This window comes from Pseudoxanthomonas composti, from assembly GCF_004122095.1.
Taxonomy (GTDB): Bacteria; Pseudomonadota; Gammaproteobacteria; order Xanthomonadales; family Xanthomonadaceae; genus Pseudoxanthomonas_A; species Pseudoxanthomonas_A composti.
Genome location: NZ_SAWZ01000002.1, coordinates 641,152 through 663,023 on the forward strand (window position 1 = coordinate 641,152; position 21,872 = coordinate 663,023).

At 68.1% G+C, this 21,872-nt stretch carries 19 protein-coding genes; 10 read left to right on the top strand and 9 right to left on the bottom strand.

Annotation, left to right across the window (positions count from 1 at the left end; genetic code table 11):
* Positions 1 to 34: 34 nt before the first annotated feature.
* The 3 genes from EPA99_RS06050 to cmk all read right to left on the bottom strand — a co-directional run bounded on the left by EPA99_RS06050 (position 35) and on the right by cmk (position 2,934).
* Positions 35 to 340 carry an integration host factor subunit beta gene (locus EPA99_RS06050; RefSeq protein WP_129470283.1) on the bottom strand — a complete coding sequence of 102 codons (306 nt, stop codon included), beginning with the start codon at positions 338 to 340 and terminating at the stop codon, positions 35 to 37.
* A 75-nt stretch (positions 341 to 415) separates the two neighbouring features.
* A complete protein-coding gene (gene rpsA, locus EPA99_RS06055) occupies positions 416 to 2,107 on the bottom strand; it encodes a 30S ribosomal protein S1 (protein WP_129470284.1) in 1,692 nt (563 codons plus the stop codon).
* Positions 2,108 to 2,253: 146 nt separating this feature from the next.
* Positions 2,254 to 2,934: a (d)CMP kinase gene (gene cmk, locus EPA99_RS06060; protein WP_129470285.1), complete on the bottom strand. Its 681-nt coding sequence runs from the start codon at positions 2,932 to 2,934 to the stop codon at positions 2,254 to 2,256.
* 173 nt (positions 2,935 to 3,107) lie between these two features.
* Here cmk and ykgO point away from each other — a divergent pair, with 173 nt between their 5' ends.
* The 6 genes from ykgO to EPA99_RS06090 all read left to right on the top strand — a co-directional run bounded on the left by ykgO (position 3,108) and on the right by EPA99_RS06090 (position 7,614).
* A complete protein-coding gene (gene ykgO, locus EPA99_RS06065; RefSeq protein WP_010342887.1) occupies positions 3,108 to 3,233 on the top strand; it encodes a type B 50S ribosomal protein L36 in 126 nt (41 codons plus the stop codon).
* Positions 3,234 to 3,333: 100 nt separating this feature from the next.
* Positions 3,334 to 3,657 carry a hypothetical protein gene (locus EPA99_RS06070; RefSeq protein ID WP_129470286.1) on the top strand — a complete coding sequence of 108 codons (324 nt, stop codon included), beginning with the start codon at positions 3,334 to 3,336 and terminating at the stop codon, positions 3,655 to 3,657.
* A gap of 129 nt (positions 3,658 to 3,786) precedes the next feature.
* Positions 3,787 to 4,824, top strand: coding sequence for an agmatine deiminase family protein (locus tag EPA99_RS06075; RefSeq protein WP_129470287.1), 1,038 nt, complete (start codon positions 3,787 to 3,789; stop codon positions 4,822 to 4,824).
* Positions 4,825 to 4,953: 129 nt separating this feature from the next.
* Positions 4,954 to 5,838: a carbon-nitrogen hydrolase gene (locus tag EPA99_RS06080; protein WP_129470288.1), complete on the top strand. Its 885-nt coding sequence runs from the start codon at positions 4,954 to 4,956 to the stop codon at positions 5,836 to 5,838.
* A 9-nt stretch (positions 5,839 to 5,847) separates the two neighbouring features.
* Complete coding sequence (locus tag EPA99_RS06085; RefSeq protein WP_129470289.1) at positions 5,848 to 6,378, top strand: GNAT family N-acetyltransferase; 531 nt, start codon at positions 5,848 to 5,850, stop codon at positions 6,376 to 6,378.
* A 12-nt stretch (positions 6,379 to 6,390) separates the two neighbouring features.
* Positions 6,391 to 7,614, top strand: a complete 1,224-nt coding sequence (locus tag EPA99_RS06090) for a TraB/GumN family protein (RefSeq protein WP_241688297.1) — start codon at positions 6,391 to 6,393, stop codon at positions 7,612 to 7,614.
* Positions 7,615 to 8,166: 552 nt separating this feature from the next.
* Here the strand turns inward: EPA99_RS06090 and EPA99_RS06095 are convergent.
* Genes EPA99_RS06095 through EPA99_RS06105 form a run of 3 tightly spaced genes read right to left on the bottom strand, consistent with a single transcriptional unit; the run spans position 8,167 to position 15,895 of the window.
* Positions 8,167 to 11,277, bottom strand: coding sequence for an efflux RND transporter permease subunit (locus tag EPA99_RS06095; RefSeq protein WP_129470291.1), 3,111 nt, complete (start codon positions 11,275 to 11,277; stop codon positions 8,167 to 8,169).
* Positions 11,274 to 14,783 carry an efflux RND transporter permease subunit gene (locus EPA99_RS06100; RefSeq protein ID WP_129470292.1) on the bottom strand — a complete coding sequence of 1,170 codons (3,510 nt, stop codon included), beginning with the start codon at positions 14,781 to 14,783 and terminating at the stop codon, positions 11,274 to 11,276. Before EPA99_RS06100 ends, EPA99_RS06095 begins: the two co-directional genes overlap by 4 nt.
* The gene (locus EPA99_RS06105) at positions 14,780 to 15,895 is read right to left on the bottom strand and encodes an efflux RND transporter periplasmic adaptor subunit (protein WP_129470293.1); all 1,116 of its coding nucleotides are present in this window, start codon (positions 15,893 to 15,895) and stop codon (positions 14,780 to 14,782) included. Before EPA99_RS06105 ends, EPA99_RS06100 begins: the two co-directional genes overlap by 4 nt.
* Positions 15,896 to 16,145: 250 nt before the next feature.
* Between EPA99_RS06105 and EPA99_RS06110 the strand changes: the two genes are divergently transcribed.
* Positions 16,146 to 16,550, top strand: a complete 405-nt coding sequence (locus EPA99_RS06110; RefSeq protein ID WP_129470294.1) for a c-type cytochrome — start codon at positions 16,146 to 16,148, stop codon at positions 16,548 to 16,550.
* 5 nt (positions 16,551 to 16,555) lie between these two features.
* The gene (locus EPA99_RS06115) at positions 16,556 to 17,011 is read left to right on the top strand and encodes a c-type cytochrome (RefSeq protein ID WP_129470295.1); all 456 of its coding nucleotides are present in this window, start codon (positions 16,556 to 16,558) and stop codon (positions 17,009 to 17,011) included.
* A gap of 462 nt (positions 17,012 to 17,473) precedes the next feature.
* Here the strand turns inward: EPA99_RS06115 and EPA99_RS06120 are convergent, their stop codons facing one another.
* Both EPA99_RS06120 and EPA99_RS06125 read right to left on the bottom strand, forming a co-directional pair.
* Entirely contained in the window at positions 17,474 to 19,045 is a 1,572-nt protein-coding gene (locus EPA99_RS06120) for a hypothetical protein (protein ID WP_129470296.1), read from the bottom strand.
* Between the two features lie 210 nt (positions 19,046 to 19,255).
* A complete protein-coding gene (locus EPA99_RS06125; RefSeq protein ID WP_129470297.1) occupies positions 19,256 to 19,852 on the bottom strand; it encodes an NfuA family Fe-S biogenesis protein in 597 nt (198 codons plus the stop codon).
* Positions 19,853 to 19,944: 92 nt separating this feature from the next.
* Here EPA99_RS06125 and EPA99_RS06130 point away from each other — a divergent pair, with 92 nt between their 5' ends.
* Together EPA99_RS06130 and EPA99_RS06135 are read left to right on the top strand one after the other, a co-directional pair.
* A complete protein-coding gene (locus EPA99_RS06130; protein ID WP_129470298.1) occupies positions 19,945 to 20,292 on the top strand; it encodes a 4a-hydroxytetrahydrobiopterin dehydratase in 348 nt (115 codons plus the stop codon).
* A complete protein-coding gene (locus tag EPA99_RS06135) occupies positions 20,289 to 20,711 on the top strand; it encodes an energy transducer TonB (RefSeq protein WP_129470299.1) in 423 nt (140 codons plus the stop codon). The genes EPA99_RS06130 and EPA99_RS06135 overlap by 4 nt, the downstream gene beginning before the upstream one ends.
* 91 nt (positions 20,712 to 20,802) lie before the next feature.
* Here EPA99_RS06135 and EPA99_RS06140 read toward each other — a convergent pair whose 3' ends face one another.
* Positions 20,803 to 21,786, bottom strand: a complete 984-nt coding sequence (locus EPA99_RS06140) for an RluA family pseudouridine synthase (RefSeq protein WP_129470300.1) — start codon at positions 21,784 to 21,786, stop codon at positions 20,803 to 20,805.
* Between the last annotated feature and the right edge of the window lie 86 nt (positions 21,787 to 21,872).

The window sequence follows — 21,872 nt, forward strand, 5'->3', positions numbered from 1 at the left end:
CCGAGCGCGCGTCGTCCAGACGCATGGGCCGGTGTCAGTCGGCGCCGTCCTCGATGGGGACGACATCGCTGACGCGCTCGCGCAATTCCTTGCCAGGCTTGAAGTGCGGAACATGCTTGGCCGGCAGGGCCACCGAATCGCCGGTCTTGGGATTGCGACCGATGCGGGGCGGACGGTAATGGAGCGAAAAACTGCCGAAGCCGCGGATCTCGATGCGCTCACCTTCGGCCAGGGCGCCCCCCATCATTTCCAGCAGCGACTTGACCGCAAGGTCCACGTCGTCTGGCTTCAGGTGCGGCTGGCGCTGGCTGAGGATCTCGATCAGTTCGGACTTGGTCATCGGCGGAGGGTGTGGGGCGATACGCACCACGACCGGCCCGGATGATCCGGGCCGGTGTGGGAGGTTGAAGCAGACTTACTCGGACTTGCCGCCGTCCAACTGAGCGCGCAGCAGGGCGCCCAGGCTGGTGGTGCCGGTGGAAGCCTCGGCAGCGGCCTTGTTGTACTCAGCCAGCGCCTCGGCGGTTTCCGCCTCGTCCTTGGCCTTGATCGACAGCTGCAGGGTGCGGCCCTTGCGGTCCATGCCCATGAACTTGGCTTCGACCTTGTCGCCGACCTTCAGGTGCTGGCTGACGTCGTCCACACGGTCGTGTGACACGTCGCGGGCCATCACATAGCCTTCGACACCGTCGGCCAGTTCGATCGTGGCGCCCTTGGCGTCCACTTCCTTGACCACGCCTTCGACCTTGGAGCCCTTCGGATGCGAGGCCATGTACTGGCCGAACGGATCCTGCTCCAGCTGCTTGACGCCCAGGCTGATGCGCTCGCGCTCCGGATCGACCGCCAACACGACGGCGTCGACGTTGTCGCCCTTCTTGAAGTTGCGGGCCAGGTCTTCGCCGGTGGAGTTCCAGCTGATGTCCGACAGGTGGATGAGGCCGTCGATGCCGCCGTCCAGACCGATGAAGATGCCGAAGTCGGTGATCGACTTGATCTGGCCGGACACCTTGTCGCCCTTCTTGTGGACGGCCGCGAAGGTCTCCCACGGATTGGCGGCCACCTGCTTCATGCCCAGCGAGATGCGGCGACGCTCCTCGTCCACGTCCAGGACCATGACCTCGACCTCGTCACCGACCTGCACGACCTTGGACGGGTTGACGTTCTTGTTGGTCCAGTCCATTTCGGACACGTGCACCAGGCCTTCCACGCCCGGCTCGATCTCGACGAACGCGCCGTAATCGGTGACGTTGGAGACCTTGCCGTAGACGCGGCTGTTGGACGGATAACGACGCGAGATGTTGTCCCACGGATCCTCGCCCAGCTGCTTCAGGCCCAGGCTGACACGGTTGCGCTCGCGGTCGTACTTGAGCACGCGCACGTCCAGCTCCTGACCCACTTCCACCACTTCGGACGGATGGCGCACGCGCTTCCAGGCCATGTCGGTGATGTGCAGCAGGCCATCGATGCCGCCCAGGTCGACGAACGCGCCGTAGTCGGTGAGGTTCTTGACCACACCCTTCAGCACCACGCCTTCCTGCAGCTTCTCCATCAGCTGCTCGCGCTCTTCCGAGTGCTCGCTCTCGACCACCGCGCGGCGGGAGACGACCACGTTGTTGCGCTTGCGGTCCAGCTTGATGAGCTTGAACTCGAGTTCCTTGCCTTCCAGGTAGGCCGGGTCGCGCACCGGGCGCACATCGACCAGCGAGCCGGGCAGGAACGCGCGGACGTCCTTGATGTCGACGGTGAAACCACCCTTGACCTTGCCGCTGATGCGGCCGGTGATGGTCTCGTTCTTCTCGAGGGCTTCTTCCAGCTCGTCCCACACCATGGCGCGCTTGGCCTTCTCGCGCGACAGGACGGTTTCGCCGAAGCCGTTCTCGATGGAATCCAGCGCGACCTTGACCTGGTCGCCGATGCCCACGTCGATCTCGCCTGCGTCGTTACGGAACTGTTCGATCGGCACGATGCCTTCGGACTTCAGGCCGGCGTTGATCACGACGACGTCGTTGCGCACGTCGACGACGGTGCCGATAACGATGGCACCCGGCTTCAGCTTGGCGAGCTGGCTCTGGCTCTGCTCAAACAGTTCTGCAAATGATTCGGTCATTAGTTGAATACTCGGTTGGACACTGGACGCTCGCCCGGCGTTTGCCGGAATGCGTTCGCCCGCGCTTGCCTGCTAGTCGCACAGGCTGTCTTGAGGTTGGATTGATCAGCCCCCAGGATTGGGTGACCGGGCTTTCTGCTGCGGCATCACACCGCCGCCGGACGCACCAGCGACAGCACCTTGTCGACGACGGCCTCGATGGGCATGCCGGTGGAATCCAGCAGGACGGCGTCTTCCGCCGGCCTGAGAGGCGCCACCGTGCGCTGTGCATCTCGGGCGTCGCGGGCAAGGATCTCCCGCAACAGACCGTCCAATGTAACCGAAACCCCCTTGTCATTCAACTGCTTATAGCGCCTGTCGGCGCGCTCCTGGGCGCTGGCGGTCAGGAACACCTTGAACGGCGCATCCGGGAAGATCACCGTGCCCATGTCGCGCCCGTCGGCCACCAGCCCCGGGGCGGTGCGGAAGGCGCGCTGGCGCTCCTTCAGGGCCGCCCGCACCTCGGGGATGGCCGCGATCGCCGAGGCCACTGTCCCGGTGGTTTCCAGCCGCAGCTCGCCGGTCGCGTCCACCCCGTTCACCAGCACCCGCAGGTCGCCCTCGCCCTGTTCGCGGAACCGCACTTCGGTATCGAAGGTGCAGCGCACCAGCGCGGCCGCGTCGGACAGGTCCAGGTCGGCCCAGCTGGCCGCGACCCCGACCGCCCGGTACAGCGCGCCGGAATCGAGGTAGTGCCAGCCCAGGCGGCGCGCCACCAGCCGACTGACCGTACCCTTGCCTGCCCCGCTCGGGCCATCGATGGTCAGCACGGGAACGGCTTCGGACATGGAAATCTCCAGGGGGAATGGGTGGGGAAGGCCGGCATTATGACGCCGCCCGGGACGGGCCGGCCCGGGCTCATGCGCGGCGTGGCGCCCATGTACTTGATCGTCAAACAAAAACCGGGCTAGAATGCGCGGCTTCGTATTTCCGCCCAACCCTTTTACGCCGAGGTTTCATCATGAAGGTCCTGTCCTCCCTGAAGTCGGCGAAGGCCCGTCACCGCGACTGCAAGGTGGTCCGCCGTCGTGGCAAGGTCTTCGTGATCTGCAAGTCCAACCCGCGTTTCAAGGCCCGCCAGCGCTGATCCATCGCGCCAGCGAGTCCACAGAAAGCCGCCTTTGAGGCGGTTTTTTGTTGCCCGGCCGCTTCTGTTATAAATCGCGCAATTCCGCGGAGCCCAAGCCATGAACGTGCGTGCCCTGTCCCTGATCGTCCTGACCGCCTTCGCCGCCGCACCGGCCCTGGCCGACACGCTGCTGGTGGAACGCGCGCAGGACTCGGCCAGCAACCTGCCGGTCCGCGGCTGGACCACCTCCCAGGTGCAGGCCAGGTATGGCGAGCCGCAGCAGCGGCTGGATCCGCGCGGCGGACAGAAGCGCCAGTGGCCCACCATCAACCGCTGGGTCTACCCGCAGTTCACGGTGTACTTCGAGCGCAACAAGGTGATCGACGTGGTCGCCAACAAGGCCAGCGCCGAGGAAATCGGGCCCAAGCCGCCGATCCGCTGAACCGGCGGCAGCGCGGCGCCCCGCCCTGCCCTTGGCCTGGCGCGATCGCGCGCCAGGCCGCCGCGTTCCGCCTTCCCTGAAAATCCCTGCCGGTGCACGCTTGCCCGGCGCTGTCGATGGAAAGCCCCAATGTCTGACGTACGTTTCCCCGCGGAGTGGGAACCCCAATCCGCGATCCTGATCGCGTGGCCGCATGCCGACACCGACTGGGCCGAGCGCCTGGGCGAGGTCGAGGAGACCTACGTGGCCCTGGTGGCGGCGGTGACGCGCTTTGAGCCCATCGTGATCTGCGTGGCCGACGACGACCTGCAGACCTATGCCGAGGCGCGCCTGCGCTCTGCGCGCGTGGACATGGCGCAGGTGCGCTTCGTGACGGCCGAGTACGACGATACCTGGCTGCGCGATTCGGGCCCGATCACCCTGCGCGATGGCGAGCGTTTCCGCCTGATGGACTTCCGTTTCACCGGCTGGGGCGGCAAGTTCGAGGCCAGCCGCGATGACCTGCTGGTCGGGGCGCTGTCCGCGACAGGCTTGTTCGGCAACGCGCAGGTGCACAGCGTGGACTTCGCGCTGGAAGGCGGCGCCATCGAAACCGATGGCGAAGGCACCCTGCTGAGCACCTGGCGCTGCCTGCACGAGCGTCATCCGGACGCTTCGCGCGAAGCGGTGACCGACCAGCTCAAGACCTCGCTGGCGCAGGACCGGGTGCTGTGGCTGGAGCATGGGTACCTGGAGGGCGATGACACCGATGCCCACATCGACACCCTGGCCCGGCTGGCGCCGGACCACGGCATCGTGTTCCAGGCCTGCGACGACCCAGGCGACAGCCACTACGCCGAGCTGCAGGCGATGGCTGCCGAGATCGCCGCGCTGCGCACCCGCGATGGCCAGCCCTATCGCCTGTTTCCGCTGCCGTGGGCACAGCCGGTGCTGGACCAGGGCCGGCGGCTGGCCGCGTCCTACGCCAACTACCTCATCCTCAATGGCGCGGTGCTGATGCCGGCCTATGGCGATGTCGCCGATCAGGCCGCCGCCGCGGTGCTGGCGCAGGCCTATCCGGGCCGCGAGATCGTCAGCGTGCCGTGCCGTCCGCTGATCTGGCAGAACGGCAGCCTGCACTGCATCACCATGCAGTTGCCGGCTGGCGTACTGGCCACCGTCGACTGAGGCGAAGGCGCGCACCTCCGGCGCCGCCTTTGCGCAGGCGCCGGATTCTTCCTGGCGGGACCGCGTTCCCGGGAAAGTCACGGCGGCGCGGTAACATGTGCGTTTCGCACAGCCCGCATCGATTCCGCCATGCCTCGTACCCACCTGCCGGTCGCGCTGATCCAGGAGCGCAACCAAGGCGACGCCGACGCCAATCTCACCCTCATCGAACAGCGCGTGGCCGAGGCGGCCGCACGCGGCGCCAAGCTGGTGCTGCTGCAGGAGCTGCACAACGGCGCCTACTTCTGCCAGCATGAGGCGGTCCACGAGTTCGACCTGGCCGAGCCGATTCCCGGCCCGAGCACGACGCGCCTGTCCTCGCTGGCCAGGCAGCACGGCGTGGTGCTGGTGAGCTCGTTGTTCGAGCGCCGCGCCGCGGGGCTGTACCACAACACCGCGGTGGTGTTCGAAGCCGACGGCAGCGTTGCCGGCAAGTACCGCAAGATGCACATCCCCGACGACCCGGGCTTCTACGAGAAGTTCTATTTCACTCCGGGCGATATCGGCTTCAAGCCGATCGACACCTCGGTCGGCCGCCTGGGCGTGCTGGTGTGCTGGGACCAGTGGTATCCCGAAGGCGCGCGCCTGATGGCGCTGGCCGGCGCCGACCTGCTGCTGTACCCGACTGCCATCGGCTGGGACCCGGACGACGCCCAGGAAGAAAAGAACCGCCAGCGCGATGCCTGGGTGCTGAGCCACCGCGGTCACGCCGTGGCCAATGGGCTACCGGTGCTGAGCTGCAACCGCGTCGGCCACGAAGCCTCGCCGCTGGGCGCATCGGGCATCGATTTCTGGGGCAACAGCCACGTGCTGGGACCGCAGGGCGAGTTCCTGGCTCAGGCCAAGGCCGAGCCTGAGATCCTGATGGCCGAGGTGGACCTGCAGCGCAGCGAACACGTGCGCCGCATCTGGCCGTTCCTGCGCGACCGGCGGATCGATGCCTACGGCGACCTGCTCAAGCGCTATATCGACTGACGCCGCTCGATGACGCCGACGGTCCGCGACGCCGCACGCGACGACATGCGGGCCATCACTGCGCTGTACGCGCACGAGGTGCTGCACGGCACGGCGACCTACGAGCGCCAGCCGCCGGATGAAGCGCAGATGTGGTACCGGCACGGCGAGCTCGTGCAGGCGGGTTTTCCGTACCTGGTCGCCAGCATCGACGGGGCCTTTGCCGGCTATGCCTACGCCAGCGCCTACCGGGCGCGCGCGTCCTATCGCTGGACCTGCGAGTGCACGGTCTACGTGGCGCCGCAGCTGCGGGGTCGCGGCGCAGGCCGCGCATTGCTGGGCGCGCTGGTGGAACGCTGCACGCAGCGCGGCTGGCGGCAGATGATCGCGGTCATCGGCGATGAGACCAACCTGGCCTCCGTAGCGCTGCACCAGGCTCTGGGATTCCAGAAGGCCGGGCGCTTCCCGGGCCTTGGACGCAAGCACGGACGCTGGCTGGATGCCCTTCAACTCCAACGCGCGCTAGGCGACGGCGCGACCACCGCACCCGACGAAGACTGACTCTTGAACGACATCCCGCAGCCCTCCGGTCACGACACCGCCGCCTTCGGCGGCCAGCCCCATCGCATCGTCGAGCGCGATGGCGTGCGCTACACCTTGCTGGGCACCGCGCACGTCTCGCGCGCCAGCGTCGATGCGGTGCGCGCCGCGGTGGCCGAGGGGCCCTACGACACGGTCGCGGTGGAACTGGACGCCGGCCGCCTGCAATCGCTGTCCGACCCGCAGGCCATGGCCAAACTGGATCTGGTCAAGGTGATCCGCCAGGGCAAGATGCATGTATTTGCCGCCAACCTGGCGCTGGCCGCCTACCAGCGGCGCCTGGCCGAACAGCTGGGCGTGGAGCCCGGCGCCGAGCTCAAGGCCGCCGCGCACGATGCCAAGGCGCGCGGGCTGAAGGTGGAACTGATCGACCGCGAGGTCGGCATCACCTTCAAGCGCGCGATGCAGGCGCTGGGCTGGTGGGGCCGGGTCAAGGTCGGCAGCGGGATCCTGGTCGGCATGTTCGCCGATGAGGAGGTCGCCGACGAGGAGATCGAGCGGCTCAAGCAGGGCGACATGCTGGAATCCAGCTTCGGAGAGTTCGCCAGCGAAAGCCCGGCCCTGTACCAGACCATCATCGCCGAGCGCGATCGCTACATGGCGGCCAAGCTGCGCGAGCATGCCGGCCCGGCCAGCGGTGCGCGCGAGGTCCTGGCGGTGGTCGGCGCCGGCCACATGGCCGGCATGGCGCGTCACCTGCTGGAAGACCAGGAAGCGCCCTCCAGCGTCGTGCCGGCGCTGGAGCAGACCGTGCAGAAGCGCAAGGTGCCCTGGATCATGCTGACACTGGGCACGCTGATCCTGGGCGGGATCGCCTGGGGCTTCTACAAGGGCGGCTTCGGCATGGGCGCCAGCCTGCTGTTGCAGTGGGCGCTGTGGACTGGCGGCCTGGCTGGGCTGGGCTGCCTGCTGGCCGGCAGCCACCCGCTGAGCATCCTGTCGGCGGTGATCGCCTCGCCGCTCAAGCCGTTCCGTCCCGGCATTCCTTCCGGCGCCATTGCCGCCTGGGTGGAAGTGCACATGCGCAAGCCGGCCTATGGCGATTTCATGTCGTTGCGCGATGACGTGCAGAGCCTGCGCGGCTGGTACCGCAACCGGGTCTCGCGGGTACTGATGACCTTCCTGCTGACCAACTTCGGCAGCATGATCGGGGTGTGGATCGCCGGGATCAGGATCATCGGCAAGGTTGCCAGCTGATCCTGGTGCGAGGGCTGCGGGGCTCAGGCTGGCAGGCCGTGATGGCACGTTGACCGTTTCGCGGTGATGGTGGATGGAAGAGCGCCATCCACCCTACGGACATACACGCCATGTCCGCGCTGTCTGGCGGATGGAGACACGCGATCCACCCGCGTAGGGTGGACAACGCGAAGCTTGTCCACCAAGGCGTTCGCCGCGGAAAGACCACGCTACGCTGTTCGTTTCGTGGCGATGGTGGATGAAAGAGCGTCATCCACCCTACGGCCGACACGCCATGTCCGCGCTGTCTGGCGGATGGAGACACGCGAGCCACCCGCGTAGGGTGGACAACGCGAAGCTTGTCCACCAAGGCGTTCGCCGCGTAAAGACCACGCTACGCTGTTCGTTTCGTGGTGATGGTGGATGGGAGAGCGCCATCCACCCTACGGCCAACACGCCACGTCCGCGCTGCCTGTGTGCTGAGGTGGTGGATGGTGGAGCGTCATCCACCCTCAGGGGAGATGACGCGGCGCTTGTTTGGCGATCGCGGGCTCGAAGCGCGCGGTCCTGCGGTCAGGGCGTGGCGCCCTGCCCGGCTGGCTGTGCCGGCGCCTGCACGCGCACTCCGCGCGCGCGGCGCACCAGTTCGCCCATGCCGAGGCTCATGTCGTCCAGCATGGCGTAGATGGTCGGCAGGAACAGCAGGCTGACGATGGTGGAGAACGCCAGGCCGCCTGCGATCGCGCGCGCCATCGGAAAATACGGCGGACCGTCGCCGCCGATCTGGGTGCCGCCCATGGCGATGGGCACCATCGCCAGGATCGCCGTGCCCATGGTCATCATGATCGGGCGCAGGCGCTCGCGGCTGCCCTCCACCAGGGCGTCGGTGCGGCTCATGCCGGTGCGGCGCAGGTTGTTGATGTGCTCGATCATGACGATGCCGTTGTTCACCACCACCCCCATCAGCACCAGGATGCCGATGAAGGACATCACGCCGAACACCGTGCCGGTCAGCCAGAACAGCCAGTAGACGCCGAAGATGGAGAACACCACCCCGGACATGATGGCCAGCGGGAACAGCAGCGATTCGAACACCGCCGCCATCACCACGTAGATCATGACCAGGGCGATGATCAGGTTGAACAGCATCTGCTGCATGGCCTTGTTGTCGTCCTGGTAGTTGCCGCCATCGAAGCTGTAGTTGTAGCCAGCCGGGAAGGTCATGCCCTTCAGCGCGTCTTCCATCGCCTTGCGGCCTTCCGGCACCGTGACCTTCTCGGCCAGGTTGGCCTGCACGGTCAACATGGTCTGGCGGTCGGTACGGTTGATCTGCGAGGCCGACGGCTTGATGTCCACCTTGACCATGGCCATCAGCGGCACGCTCTGGCCGGCGGCGTTGCGTACGGTGAAGCCGGCCAGGTCCTCGGCGCGGTAACTTTCGGCACCGGCGAAGCGCAGCCACACCGGCACCTCGTTCTCGCCGCGGCGGAACTCGCGCAACTGGCCGCCGCGCAGCGCCAGGTTGACGAACCTGGCCACCTCGTCGGCGCTGAAGCCGAAGGACGCCGCCCGCTCCCGGTCCACCCGCACGTTGAGCTCGCTGCTCTGGTCGCCGCTGTTGATGCGCACGTCGCGCAGCTCCGGACGCCGTGCAAGGATCGGCAGGACCTCGCGGGCGATCTCCTGCAGGGTCTGGTTGGAGTCGCCGGTCAGGGCCACCTGCACCGTCGGTGGTCCACCGCTGCCGCCGCCACCGCCGTTGTTGGGGTTGTTGCCGATGCCGATATCCGCACGCGCCGACTTGGGCATGTGCTTGCGCAGCTCCTCGGTCAGGCGCTCGGTCTCATCGGCCCGCGTGGTCTTGAGCTTGACCTGGGTGCTGGCGCCTTCGCTTTCGCTGAACCACGAGTAGATCTGGGTAATGCCGTACTTCTCGCGGTTCTGCTCCAGGAACTGCTCGGTGCGCAGCACTTCACGCGAGATCTGGTCGCGGGTGAAGGAGCCCTTGAACTGGTAGAACAGGTTGATCTCGCCCGGGCGGGTGCCGCCGAACATGTCGGTCTTGGTCAGCTTCATCGGCACCAGCGAGGCGGCCACGATCACCACGATGCCCAGCACGCTCCAGCCGCGGTGGTTCAAGGTCCAGCGCAGCAGCTGCGCGTAGCGACGCTGCATCCACGGGATCAACCCGCGATCCGAGCGCACCTGCGGGGGGGTCTTCATGCGCGCCGACAGCATCGGGATCAGGCTCACCGCCACCAGCCAGGAGGCCAGCAGCGACACCGAGATGGTGATGGCGATCTGCGCCATGAAGATGCTGATTTCGTTGGTCTCGCCGAACAGGTTGGGCACGAACACGATGCAGTGGCACAACGTGCCGGCCGACAGCGCGATGGCCACGTGGCGCGTGCCAAGGATGGAGGCGGCCACCGGCTGGCCGGGCAGGCGCTCGCGTTCCTGGTAGATGCTCTCCACCACCACCACCGCGTTGTCCACCAGCATGCCCACCGCCAGCAGCAGGCCCATCATGGTCAGGATGTTGAGCGTGGCGCCGACGAAGTACATGAAGCCCAGAGTCATCACGAAGCAGATCGGGATGGCCAGGGTCACCATCAGCGTGGAGGGCCAGTGGCGCAGGAAGAAGAACAGCACGGCGATGGACAGCACCAGGCCGATGGCGCCGGCCTCGGCCAGCTCCAGCAGCGAGGAGGTCACGTTCTTGCCCTGGTTCTCGATGACCTTGACCTGCACGTCGCGCAGCTGCGGCTGGGCGCGGATGGCCTCCACCTCGGCCAGGGCGGCGCGCGAGACCTCCACCAGGTTGGCGCTGCGCTCCTTGTAGACATCCAGGCCCACCGCAGGGCGCCCGTCCAGGCGACGCCCGTAGTCCATGCGCTGGGGCTTGAGCCGCACCTGCGCGATATCGCCCAGGCGCAGGCCGCGGTCGCCGATCACCAGGTTGCGCAGCTGGTCCAGGTCGCGCAGTTCGCCCACCGGCTGGATGCGCAGGCGCTGGCCGTTGTCGTCGATCTCGCCGGCGGAGACTGAGAAGTTCACCGCCTGCAGGCGCGTGCTCAGGTCGGATAGGTTCAAACCGTGCGCGGTCAGCCGGTCCGGGGCGATGGCCACCTCGACCTCATTGGGGGGCGCACCGGAAACCTCCACCCGCGCCACGCCGGGGATACGCTCGATCCGCCGCTTGAACTCGCGGTCGATCATGTCGTAGGCCTGGGTCAGGTCGCTCTGGCTGGCCAGGCGCACGCGCAGCACCGCTTCATCGCTGGTGGACCACTTGTGCACGAAGTAGCGCTGCATGTCGTCGGGCAGGCTGCTGCGGATCGCATCGATGCGCTCGCGCGCGTCGGAAGCGGCGATGGCGATATCGCGGTCCCAGTCGGAGAACTCGATGAAGATGTTGGCGCCATCGGGCCCGGCGCTGGAGCGCAGGCGCTTGATGCCCGGCAGCGTGGCCAGCGCCTCCTCCACCGGCCGCAGGATGTTGCGCTCCACTTCCTCCGGGGTGGAGCCGGTGTAGGGCACCTGCACGAACAGGAACGGTGCGGAGATGTCCGGGAAGGCCTCCAGCGGCAGGCGTACCGCGGCGATGATGCCCACGACCACCATCGACACGAACAGCATGATGGTGGTGACCGGGCGACGGATGCTGAAAGCGGCAACGCTCATGCGCCGACCTCGCCCGGGTTGGCCTGGTGCGCCGCATCCTCACCGGACAAGCGGCGGTGGCGGCGGCCGCGCTCCACGTAGGCGGCATCGCCGCGGCGGTCCAGGCGGTCGTAGACCACCGGGATCACCAGCAGGGTCAGCACGGTGGACACCAGCAGGCCGCCGATGACGGTGACCGCCATCGGCGAGCGCACCTCCGCGCCCTCGCCAAAGGCCAGCGCCAGCGGCAGGAAGCCGAACAGCGTGCACAGCGTGGTCATGATGATCGGCCGCAGGCGCGAGCGCGCGCCCTCCACCAGGGCCCGGCGCTTGGGCACGCCGGCCTCGCGCAGCTGGTTGACCTTGTCGATCAGGATGATGGCGTTCTTGGTCACCAGGCCTACCAACAGGATCAGGCCGATGAACACCACCACCGAGATCGGCGAGCGCGTCAGCCACAGGGCCAGCACCGCGCCCACCAGCGCCAGCGGGATGGTGAACAGGATCACGAACGGGTGCAGTAGCGACTCGAACTGCGAGGCCATCACCAGGTACACCAGGAACACGGCCAGGCCGAAGGCGAACAGCAGCGACCGGACCGATTCGGCCAGCTCCTCGCCCTGGCCGCCGATGTGCAGGCCCACGCCGGCGCCGAGCGGATGGGCCGCCACCATGGACTGCACCTCGCGTACCGCCGTGCCCAGGTCGATGTCGCGCAGGTTGGCAGAGATGATCGCCACCCGCACCTGGTCGGCACGGTGGATCTCGCTCGGACCGGTGGTGGCCACCACATCGGCGACCGCTTCCAGGCGCACGGCACGGCCACCGGCCGGGTGGATGATCAGCTGGCGGATGCGATCCACCGAACTGCGGTCCACTTCCTGGGCGCGCACCAGCACGTCGATCTTGCGATCGCGGAAGCTGTAGCGCGTGGCCACCTCGCCGCGCACCTTCTTGACCACCGCATCGGCGATCTGCCGCGTGGTCATGCCCAGCGCCGCGGCACGCTCCTGGTCGAAGCGGATCTGGATCTCGGGAAAGCCCTGCTCCACCGTCGACTTCACATCGGCGTAGTGCGGGTTGCCGCGCAGCAACGCGGTCAGGCGCTGCCCGGCCAGCTCGATGCCTTCCAGGTCCTGCCCGCGCAGCTCCACCTGCAGCGGCGTGGAGAAGCTGAAGAGCTCCGGACGCGCGAAATCCACCTGCGCGCCGGGATGGGCCTGCATGCTCTTGCGCAGGCGCTCGCTTTCGGCCGCTTCGATCTCTTCGCTGCCGCCGTTTTCCATCACCACGGTCAGCTTGCCGATGTTCTCGCCGCTTTCGGTCGGGCTGGCGTCCAGCCGCGTGCCGCTGCCGCTGACGCCGTACAGCACCGACACGCCCGGATCGCGGTCGTGCTGTTCCTGCAGGGCGCGCAGCACCCGGTCGGTATCGGCCAGCGGCGTCCCCGGCGGCAGCTTCACCGTCATCTCGAAACGGTCCTGCGCCAGTTGCGGAATCAGGTCGGTGCCCAGGGTCGGCACCAGTGCCATCGCGCCGGCCAGGATCAGCGCGGCGATGCCAAGCACCCGCCACGGGCGATCCAGCGCCGCCGGCAGCAGCTTGAGGTAGCGGCGCTCGGCCAGCGCGTAAGGCGCCATGGTGAGGTCGCTGAACTTGCGCATGACCGGCCCGATCACCGCTGCCGCGGCGCGCCACAGGCGCACCACCAGCCAGGCGATACCGAACAGGCCACCGCGGGTGGCCGCACCCGCCCCCCGCCCGGCCATCGCCAGCGGCTTCTGCCAGCGTGCATCGGGCGACCAGCGCTGGCCTGCCGGCTCTTCCGGGAAGGACAGCGGCGCCTTGCCCTTGAGCGAGCTCAGCATGGGGATGAGCGTCATCGACACCACCAGCGAGATCGCGATGGCGATGGCCACGGTCAGGGCCTGGTCGCGGAACAGCTGGCCGGCGATGCCCTCCACGAACACCAGCGGCAGGAACACCGCGATGGTGGTCAAGGTGGAAGCCACCACCGCCATGCTCACCTCGCGGGTGCCGGCCACGGCCGCTTCCACCACGCCCAGCCCGCGCTCGCGCGCCTTGGCGATGCTCTCCAGCACCACGATGGAGTCGTCCACCACCAGGCCGGTGGCCAGCGCCAGGCCGCCCAGGGACATGACGTTCAGGCTCAGCCCCAGCTGCTGCATGAAGAAGAACGTGGCAATGATCGACACCGGCAGCGACAGGCTGATCACGAACGTGCTCCAGCCATCGCGCAGGAACAGGAAGATGATCAGGATCGCCAGCAGGCCGCCGATCACCGCGTCCTTCTTGACGTCGCTGATGGCGTTCTGGATAAAGCGGGACTGGTCGTCGATGGTGGTCAGCTCCACGTCCGACGGGATCAGCGTCTTGATGCGCTCCAGGCGTTGCTTCAGCGCCGCGGCGGTGGCGACGGTATTCGCATCGCCCTCCTTGTAGATGGCCAGCTCCACCGCCTCGCGGCCACCCATGCGGATGATCGCCTCGCGCTCCTTGTGGCCCTGGCTGATGGTGGCCACATCGCGCAACCGCACCGGCATGCCGCCGGCAGCGACGCTGCCGTTGGACGAGGATGCGCTCTGTACCGAGGCGGCCGCGGCCATGGCGCTGGCATCGCCGGTCGCCGCGGCAATGGCCGCCATCTGCTGCGCGGCCGAGGACACGGCGCTGTCGCCGCTGCCGCCGCCACGCACGGTGAGCAGCAGGTTGCCGATCTCATCCACGTCGGCGAACTGGTTGACCGTGCGCACCAGGAAGCGCTGGCTGCCCTGCTCCAGGCGCCCGCCGGACAGGTTGACGTTCTCGTCCTGCAGCCGCTTGATGACCGTATCGATCGGCACGTTCAACTGCGCCAGCTTCTGCTGGTCGATATCGACCTGCACCTCGTCTTCCAGGCCGCCGCCGACCTTGACCGCGGCCACGCCTTCGACCGGCTCCAGTTTCTTCTTCAGGTCCTCGTCGGCGTAGCGGCGCAGGCCGGCCAGCTGGCGCAGCGCATCGGCCTGGTCCACCGCGCGGCCCTTGGTGGACAGGGCCAGGCGCATGATCGGCTCGGTGGAGGGGTTGAAGCGCAGCAGCACCGGCGCCTTGGCTTCCAGCGGCAGCTGCAGCGACTCCATCTTGTCGCGCACCTCCAGGCTGGCCTGGTCCATGTTGGTGCCCCAGGCAAACTCCAGCACCACATCGCTCTGGCCGGTGCGCGAGACCGACTTGAGCTTGCGCAGGTTCTTGACCACGCCCACCGATTCTTCCACCGGCTCGGTCACCAGCGTCTCGATCTCCGCGGGGGCCGCGCCGGTGTATTCGGTGCGCACGGTCAGGGTCGGATAGCTCAGATCCGGCAGCAGGTTGACCTTCAGGCTGTTGAGCGCGATGGCGCCGAACAGCAGCAGGGTGACGGTGGCCATGGCAATGGTGACGCGGCGCCGGGTGGAAAACTCCACTAGCCCACCGCGCGGCGGTGCCTGTTCGTGTGCAGGCGGCTCCAGGTCGATCGCGCTCATCCGCGCTTATCCGTCGGCTTGGCCGCGGCCACCTTCGGCGCGGCGGTGTCGATGACCTGGACCACGGTGCCATCGCGCAGGGCCACCTTGCCCGCGGTCACGACCGCATCGCCGAGTTTGAGCCCCTTGCGCACCTCGATCCATTCGCCGTCGCTGTAGCCCACCGTCACCGGCGTGCGTACCGACTTGCCATCGCGCACCACGTAGACCGCCGCATCGCCATCGTCCAGCAGCGCCACGCGCGGCACCACCAGCGCGTCGGCGCGCTTGTCGTAGTCGATGCGCACGCGGCCGAACATGCCCGGCTGCAGCGCCTGCCCGCCTTCGAAGGTGCAGACCACGCGGAACGTGCCGCTGCCGGAATCGACCACCGGCGCGACACGGTCCACCTGGCCTTCGAAAGTGCGCCCGGGCAGCGCATCGGCCACCAGCGACACCGGCTGGCCGGCCTTGAGCGTGGCCAGCTCGCGCTCGGGCACGTTGAGCACCGCCTCCAAGCGGGCGTTATCGACGATGCGCAGCACCGGGGTGTTGATCTGCACGAAGTTGCCGTCCTTGATCGAGCGCGAGGCCACCACGCCGGAGATCGGCGCCACCACCGTGGTGAAGGACAGCTCCAGCTGCGCCAGCTGGTGCTGGGCGCGCATGTTCTCGGTGTCGTAACGCAGCTGGTCCACGTCGCTGGCGCTGACCATGCGCTGGACGACCAGTTGCTCGGCGCGGTGGTAGTTGTTCTCCAGCTTGCGCAGCTGGGCGGCGGTCTGGGCCACCGCCAGGCGGGCGCGGTCCGGGTCCAGGCGGATCAGCGGCTGGCCGGCGCGCACCACCTGTCCTTCTTCCACCAGCACCTTCAGCGCCACACCCGAGGTGCGCGCCACCACCTGGGCCTCGGCCCGCGGCTCCAGCGCGGCCGTGCCGGTGTAGCTGGCGGCGATGGCGCGGTGGGAGGCCTTGACCGCCTCCACCGGCACCGCCGGGACCGCATCCTTGGCCTCGGCCGCCTTGGCCTCGGGCACATTGCCCTTGCCGCAGGCCGACAGCGCCAGCGCGCATCCGAGAAAGAGAGCGGCCGGGAGCAGGGTCCGGGCGGCGGGGTGCGCAGGAGTCTTCATGGCGACGTCGTTGTCTTGGTGTTGTAGACAAGTACACCACCAGCACCCGAAAGACTCATGCGCCGAAGGTCATGGTGACCAAGGTCATGTGTCAGCCCTTGCCATCTTCAGACACACGGATTTGCTGCGTTGCACCAGTAAATTCAATAGTTTGGCTAATTGATGCGCCCCATCCACCCCGGGCTATACTCCGGCGCAGCCAAGCGCCCCAGCCTGTGCGGGCGCACGCTAGAGAGGGGTCCAGACACCGATGAAGCGATCGTTGCGGCTGTTCAGCTGGCTTGTCGTTGCCTTGTTCGCGCCACTGGCGCCCGCGTTCGCCCAGGACTCACCCGCCCCCGCCCCCGCCGCGGCACCCGCGACTGCCGCTCCGGCCCCGGCTCCCGCTCCGGCAGCGGCACCGACCGGTCGCCCGGACGAGGGCCGCCTGCTGGCCTACACCTGCCAGGGCTGCCACGGCGTCACCGGCTACAAGAACGCCTACCCGAACTACCACGTGCCCAAGATCGGCGGCCAGTCGGCGCAGTACCTGACCCAGGCGCTCACCGAATACCGCAAGGGCACGCGCAAGCATCCGACCATGGAAGCCCAGGCGCAGAGCTTTTCCGACCAGGACATCGCTGACCTGGCCGCCTACCTCTCCAGCCTGAAGTGAGCGCCATGGCCAAGAAATCGACCATCACCACCGTGGCATCGCTGCTGTTCGCCGGCCTGCTGCTCACCGGCTGCTCCAAGATCGAGACCAACGAGACCGCGGCGGCCGACCCCGGTCACGCCAGCGGGGAGCATGGCTCGTCCTCGTCCGCAGGACTGCCTGCCGGCCGCATCGAGGCCGGCGAGAAGCGCGCCCAGGTCAAGAGCCAGGCCACCAAGCAAAGCTGCATCGATTGCCACGGCGCCGAAGGCAACGCCCCGATCGATGCCACCTATCCCAAGCTGGGCGGCCAGTACGCCGACTACCTGGCCCATGCGTTGCAGAACTACCGCGACAAGCAGCGCGAGCACGCGCTGATGAGCCCGCAGGCCTCGGAGCTGAGCGATCAGGACATCTCCGACCTGGCCGCCTACTTCGCCTCGCGCCCCACCCAGCTGCGCGACCTGCATGGCTTGAAGTAAGCCCTCAAGCCCGCTCGAATGTCCAAGAAAATCGGGGCCGCGTGCCCCGTTTTCTTTTGGGCTTCCACCTGCCGGTGCAAAGCGCACCCGCGACGCCAGGAGCACAGCCCAAGCACGCGGACTCCATCACCAGCCTGACTAGCAGGCGCCCCTAGCGAGCGGATTGAGCGCGCACGGGTCGTTGTCAGTGAACTTTTGTAGGAGCGGCTCCAGCCGCGAAGAGGCTTTACCGGGAGCGCCCCTTCGCGGCTAAAGCCGCTCCCACAGGAAAACCTGCAATTGGTTCGTTCGTGGAGCGGACCGGTGTCTCGAGGAACCTCCCAGGCGAGGCTGGGTGCGGCTGCATGGAGAAACCAGCCGCTCCCCTTGCCAGATCCAGGCCTTCCAAAGTGGCGCCGCGCATCGCCTTACTCCATTCGCGAGGCGCGGCCTTTCCGCCTCAAGTCGCGCAGGGTTGCGGATCTAACTCCCGACAGGAATCGGATTGCGCTTGACCGGAATCTCCGGCGGCGGACGCGACTGCGCTGGCTTTTCCTGCATGTTGGGATCGTAGACGCCGCAGCCACCGCCAAGCTGCAGCACTGACACCACGCATTTGATGCGCTTGCTGGTGCCGGGGATCGGGATCTCCATCTCGCGGATGTTCCGGCGCACCCATTCCTGCAACAGCGACTCGTTGGGCACCCAGTAGCGCTCGAACCTGGACTGCTCGTAGGTAAACGCCGGCGGGCGCTCCAGCCATTGACCGGCCTTGTCCGCGTCCAGGGCCTGTGCCTGCTGCGACCCGGGCGGCCCCTTGTCCTGCGTCTTGCCATCGCCCTGCCCGGTCACCCGCGGCGAGCCATCGGCATTGAACAGTCCGTCGCTGGCACGTGCATTGGGCGCGGTGCGGTCGGCCAAGCCCCAGTCGTCGGCCTTTTGCGCCGAAGACCAGCTGCCCGGCGTTGGCGCAGGCGCGGCGGACGTCGGCGATGCGCGCTGCGTGGCGGCCGCGGATGGAGTGGTGGCGGCCGTATCGCGAGCGTCCGCGGCCGGGGCCGGTGCACGCGCGGGCGTCTCCGATACCTGTTTCGAAGCGTCTGGCGGGGCGGCGGCCGGCGCAGAAGCCACCTCTCGTGGCTGCGGCTGGGCAGGTGCAGGTGCCGGCGTGGGCGCTGCAGGCTGCGGCGCTGGCTGGGTGATCTCCGGCATCCGGATTTCGCGCTGGGCCAGGTCGGCACGCGGCGATTGCGGCTGGCGCAGCTGCACCTCGCGCTCGGCCACCGGCCGCGGGCTGCGCAACTGCGGCAACGGTTCCGGGGGCGCTGGCACTTCGCGCTCGCGCACGGCGATCTCGGGGGTGCGCAGCGTCGGTTGCGGCAGCGCGGCCAGCGGCATGGCGGGCGCGCTGAGCGCTGGCCGCTCGACCAGGGTCACCTCACGCTGCGGGACTGTCACCTCCCTCGCCCGGGGCTGCACTTGTGGCAACTGCGGCGGCGTCACCGGCGGCAGCACGAAGGCCTGCTGCGGCTGTTCATCGGCCTGGCTGACCTGCACGTTCTGCTGGGCAGGCTCAGGCGGCTGCGGCGTGGGCGGTGCGGGCTCGGCCGGCTGCGGTTCCGGCATCGGCGGCGCGGCCGCGCTGGCCTCGGCTTGCGTCTCGCGCATGCTCTCGGTCGGCGGCACAGGAGAGGCCGGCGTCTGCGTCGTGGGCGGCGTCTGCGTTGGAGGCGGCGTTGCCGCAGAGCCCGACGCAGCGTTCTCCTCAGCTGCCGTCGTGGCTGCCGGCTCCTGCGCCGGCGAGCCGCCGTCGTTCTCGCCCGGTGTCCCCCGGCCAAGGAAACTCACCTGGGTGCGGGTCGGGTCCTGCTGCGGGACCGGCGGCAGATAGCTGACCAGGGCCGCCAGGACGAGCAGCAGCGCAAAGCCCAGGTGTAGCAGGAAACTGACGCCACCGGCGAACCAGCGCAGGCCGCGCTCTTCCCGCGGTGGCGGATCCCAATGCTGATACAGCAGCGAGCGCAGCGCCTGCCAGCGACTCAGGGCAGGCAGCAAACCGGTGGAAGGTGCCGGCCCGCGCGCGACCGCCCATGCCACCACGGCGGCGGTGCGGTCCCGGCCCAGCGCGCCACGCCGAACCGCCTGGCCGCGTAGCCACAGCCCCCATCCATGCGGGAGGCCGGTGACCCGTTCCAGCAATGGCGCCGCCCTGCGGGGCAGGAGATGGGCGATGACCTCCGCGGCGCGCGTCACCGATGCGGGCGATCAGGCCGCGCTGTCGCGCGGGATGTACGGCGCCTGCCCCGTGTCGTGGTCGGTGGCATCGCGTACCGCGGTAATGCCGGGAACCTTGGCCATCAGCGTGGTCTCGATGCCCTGCTTGAGGGTCACATCGGCCATGCCGCAGCCGTGGCAACCGCCGCCGAAGCGCAGCCTCACCACGCCCTCGCCGGTGACCTCCTCCACCGCCACGCGTCCGCCATGGGAAGCCAGCTGCGGGTTGATCTCGTTTTCCACCACCCAGCGCACGCGCTCGACCAGCGAGGCCGACTCGGCCGGCGCCTTGCCCTTGATATGCGGGGCCTTGATGGTCAGCTGGCTGCCGGTGCCCTGGGTGACGAAGTCGATCTCCGCCCCGTCAAGCCACGGCACACTGTGCGCGTCCACGTACAGGGTGAAGCCCTCGCAGTCCACCGCCCACTCGTCCCCGGCCAGTTCCGCCGGCTCTGCGAACTCCAAGCGCGCATCGGCCCGCGCCGTCCCGGGGTCGACCGCGCTCAGGCGCACGCCCATGCCGGGGATGGATTCGCGCTCGAGCAACTTGCGGAAGTGGCCCTGCGCCGTCTCTGAGATCTGGATCATGCCGCTATTCTACCGGTCTGCCGCTGCCCTTCTCACCCGCAAAGCACGGTCTGGAATGCTACGTTCACCCCGTCGTACCAGTGGAGCCCGCCATGTCTGACCTCGTCCCCCTCCACAAGGCGCACTGCGTGCCGCTGAGCGGTGCCGAACACCGCCTGAGCCAGGCGCGCATCGCCGAGCTGTTGCCGCAGGTGCCCGGCTGGGAGCTGGCCGAACAAGGCCACGCCCTGGTGAAGACCTTCACCTTCGGCAATTACTACCAGACCATGGCCTTCGTGAACGCGCTGGCCTTCATCGCCCACGCCGAGGACCACCATCCGGACCTGGGCGTGCACTACAACCGGGCCGTGGTGCGCTATTCCACGCACGACGTGGGCGGCCTCAGCGAAAACGACTTCATCTGCGCCGCCAAGGCGCAAGCCCTCAAGGAGCAGGCATGACCCTCTTTCGCGCCCCCGCCGGCCTGTTGGCCACCTCCTTCGCCACCGCGCTGCTACTGGGCGCCTGCGGCGGTGGCCAGCCCGAGGCACCCGCCCAGCCGGTCAAGCCCCCGACCGAGCTGTTGGCGGTGGACACCCCGCCGCCGCCCTACCCGATGGAGCTGGCCTGCAAGGACGTGGTGGGCACCGCCAACCTGCAGGTCACCATCGGCGTGGAAGGCACGCCCACCGACATCAAGCTGCTGAGCAGCAGCGGCAACGCGCAGCTGGACAAGCTGGCCGCCGACCAGGTCAAGGTCTGGAAGTTCCGCGCGCCCACGCGCAACGGCCAGCCCTACGCCAAGACCATCCAGGTGCCGATCAAGTTCTCCGCCCCGGCCGAGCGCCCGGCCGAGTGCTTCCAGTACGACGGCAAGTAACGAGGAACGAGGAACGAGCGGAGAGGAACGAGTGAAAGGCCAGAAGCTTGCCATCACTCGTTTCTCGTTCCTCTTCACTCGTTCCTGAGCTTCAGGCCAACGCATCCAGCACCTGCGCCAGCTCGGGCGCCAGCGGGGCGTTGAGCACATAAGGCGTCTTTCCCCCTTCCAGGGCGAACTCCAGCGAAGCGGCATGCAGGAACAGCCGCCGCAGCCCGGCCTGGTCGCGCAGGCGCTTGTTGATCTCCGGATCCCCGTATTTCTCGTCGCCGGCCACCGCATGGCCGATGTGTTGGGCATGGACGCGGATCTGGTGGGTGCGGCCGGTCTCGATCTTCACCTCGCAATAGGAATGCCCGCCGCGCCGTTCCAGCACGCGGAAGTGGCTCAGCGAGGCCTTGCCGTCGCGATGCACCTGCACATGGCGCTCGCCGCCCTGGCGCAGGCCGATGTGCAGCGGTGCATCCACCGTCATCACCCCGTCGGGCATGCGCCCCACCAGCAGGGTGAGATAGCGCTTGGCGATGCCGCGGCCATCGTCGGCGTCGCTTTCGCGCATCAGCGCCTGCAGCTCGGTCAGCGCCGAACGCTTCTTGGCCACGATCAGCAGGCCGGAGGTGTCGCGGTCCAGGCGGTGGACCAGCTCCAGGGTCCGGTTGGGACGTAGCGCGCGCAGGGTCTCGATGGCGCCGTGGCTGATCCCGCTGCCGCCATGGCTGGCCACGCCCGAGGGCTTGTTCAGCGCAAGCAGGCGCTCATCCTCGAACACGATGGCCTGCTCCAGCCGTTGCATGAAGGCAGCCGGCGGCGCCGTCCGTTCTCCTTCCTCGGCGAGACTGACCGGCGGGATGCGGACCTCATCACCGGGCTCCAGCTTGCGCTCGGCCTTGGCGCGGCCACCGTTCACCCGGACCTGGCCGCTGCGCACGAGCTTGTAGATCAGGCTGCGTGGCGCGCCCTTGAGCTGGCCCAGCAGGAAGTTGTCCAGCCGTTGTCCGCCCCGGTCCTCGGGCACGCGGACCAACCTGACCGACGCCTGCTTGGCGGCGGGCCTCTCGGGAACGTGGGAGCTCATCGCAGATTTACCAATTTATTCTGATACACTCGGGGGGCGAGATAAGGGTTTGATTTCGCAGGGAGTTGTTGTCGGGCCAGAAGCCC

What these genes read in the sequence shown, in the direction of transcription:
- EPA99_RS06050 (WP_129470283.1), bottom strand. Translation starts at nt 340, where the DNA reads ATGACCAAGTCCGAACTGATCGAGATCCTCAGCCAGCGCCAGCCGCAC.
- rpsA (WP_129470284.1), bottom strand. Translation starts at nt 2,107, where the DNA reads ATGACCGAATCATTTGCAGAACTGTTTGAGCAGAGCCAGAGCCAGCTC.
- cmk (WP_129470285.1), bottom strand. Translation starts at nt 2,934, where the DNA reads ATGTCCGAAGCCGTTCCCGTGCTGACCATCGATGGCCCGAGCGGGGCA.
- ykgO (WP_010342887.1), top strand. Translation starts at nt 3,108, where the DNA reads ATGAAGGTCCTGTCCTCCCTGAAGTCGGCGAAGGCCCGTCACCGCGAC.
- EPA99_RS06070 (WP_129470286.1), top strand. Translation starts at nt 3,334, where the DNA reads ATGAACGTGCGTGCCCTGTCCCTGATCGTCCTGACCGCCTTCGCCGCC.
- EPA99_RS06075 (WP_129470287.1), top strand. Translation starts at nt 3,787, where the DNA reads ATGTCTGACGTACGTTTCCCCGCGGAGTGGGAACCCCAATCCGCGATC.
- EPA99_RS06080 (WP_129470288.1), top strand. Translation starts at nt 4,954, where the DNA reads ATGCCTCGTACCCACCTGCCGGTCGCGCTGATCCAGGAGCGCAACCAA.
- EPA99_RS06085 (WP_129470289.1), top strand. Translation starts at nt 5,848, where the DNA reads ATGACGCCGACGGTCCGCGACGCCGCACGCGACGACATGCGGGCCATC.
- EPA99_RS06095 (WP_129470291.1), bottom strand. Translation starts at nt 11,277, where the DNA reads ATGAGCGTTGCCGCTTTCAGCATCCGTCGCCCGGTCACCACCATCATG.
- EPA99_RS06100 (WP_129470292.1), bottom strand. Translation starts at nt 14,783, where the DNA reads ATGAGCGCGATCGACCTGGAGCCGCCTGCACACGAACAGGCACCGCCG.
- EPA99_RS06105 (WP_129470293.1), bottom strand. Translation starts at nt 15,895, where the DNA reads ATGAAGACTCCTGCGCACCCCGCCGCCCGGACCCTGCTCCCGGCCGCT.
- EPA99_RS06110 (WP_129470294.1), top strand. Translation starts at nt 16,146, where the DNA reads ATGAAGCGATCGTTGCGGCTGTTCAGCTGGCTTGTCGTTGCCTTGTTC.
- EPA99_RS06115 (WP_129470295.1), top strand. Translation starts at nt 16,556, where the DNA reads ATGGCCAAGAAATCGACCATCACCACCGTGGCATCGCTGCTGTTCGCC.
- EPA99_RS06125 (WP_129470297.1), bottom strand. Translation starts at nt 19,852, where the DNA reads ATGATCCAGATCTCAGAGACGGCGCAGGGCCACTTCCGCAAGTTGCTC.
- EPA99_RS06130 (WP_129470298.1), top strand. Translation starts at nt 19,945, where the DNA reads ATGTCTGACCTCGTCCCCCTCCACAAGGCGCACTGCGTGCCGCTGAGC.
- EPA99_RS06135 (WP_129470299.1), top strand. Translation starts at nt 20,289, where the DNA reads ATGACCCTCTTTCGCGCCCCCGCCGGCCTGTTGGCCACCTCCTTCGCC.
- EPA99_RS06140 (WP_129470300.1), bottom strand. Translation starts at nt 21,786, where the DNA reads ATGAGCTCCCACGTTCCCGAGAGGCCCGCCGCCAAGCAGGCGTCGGTC.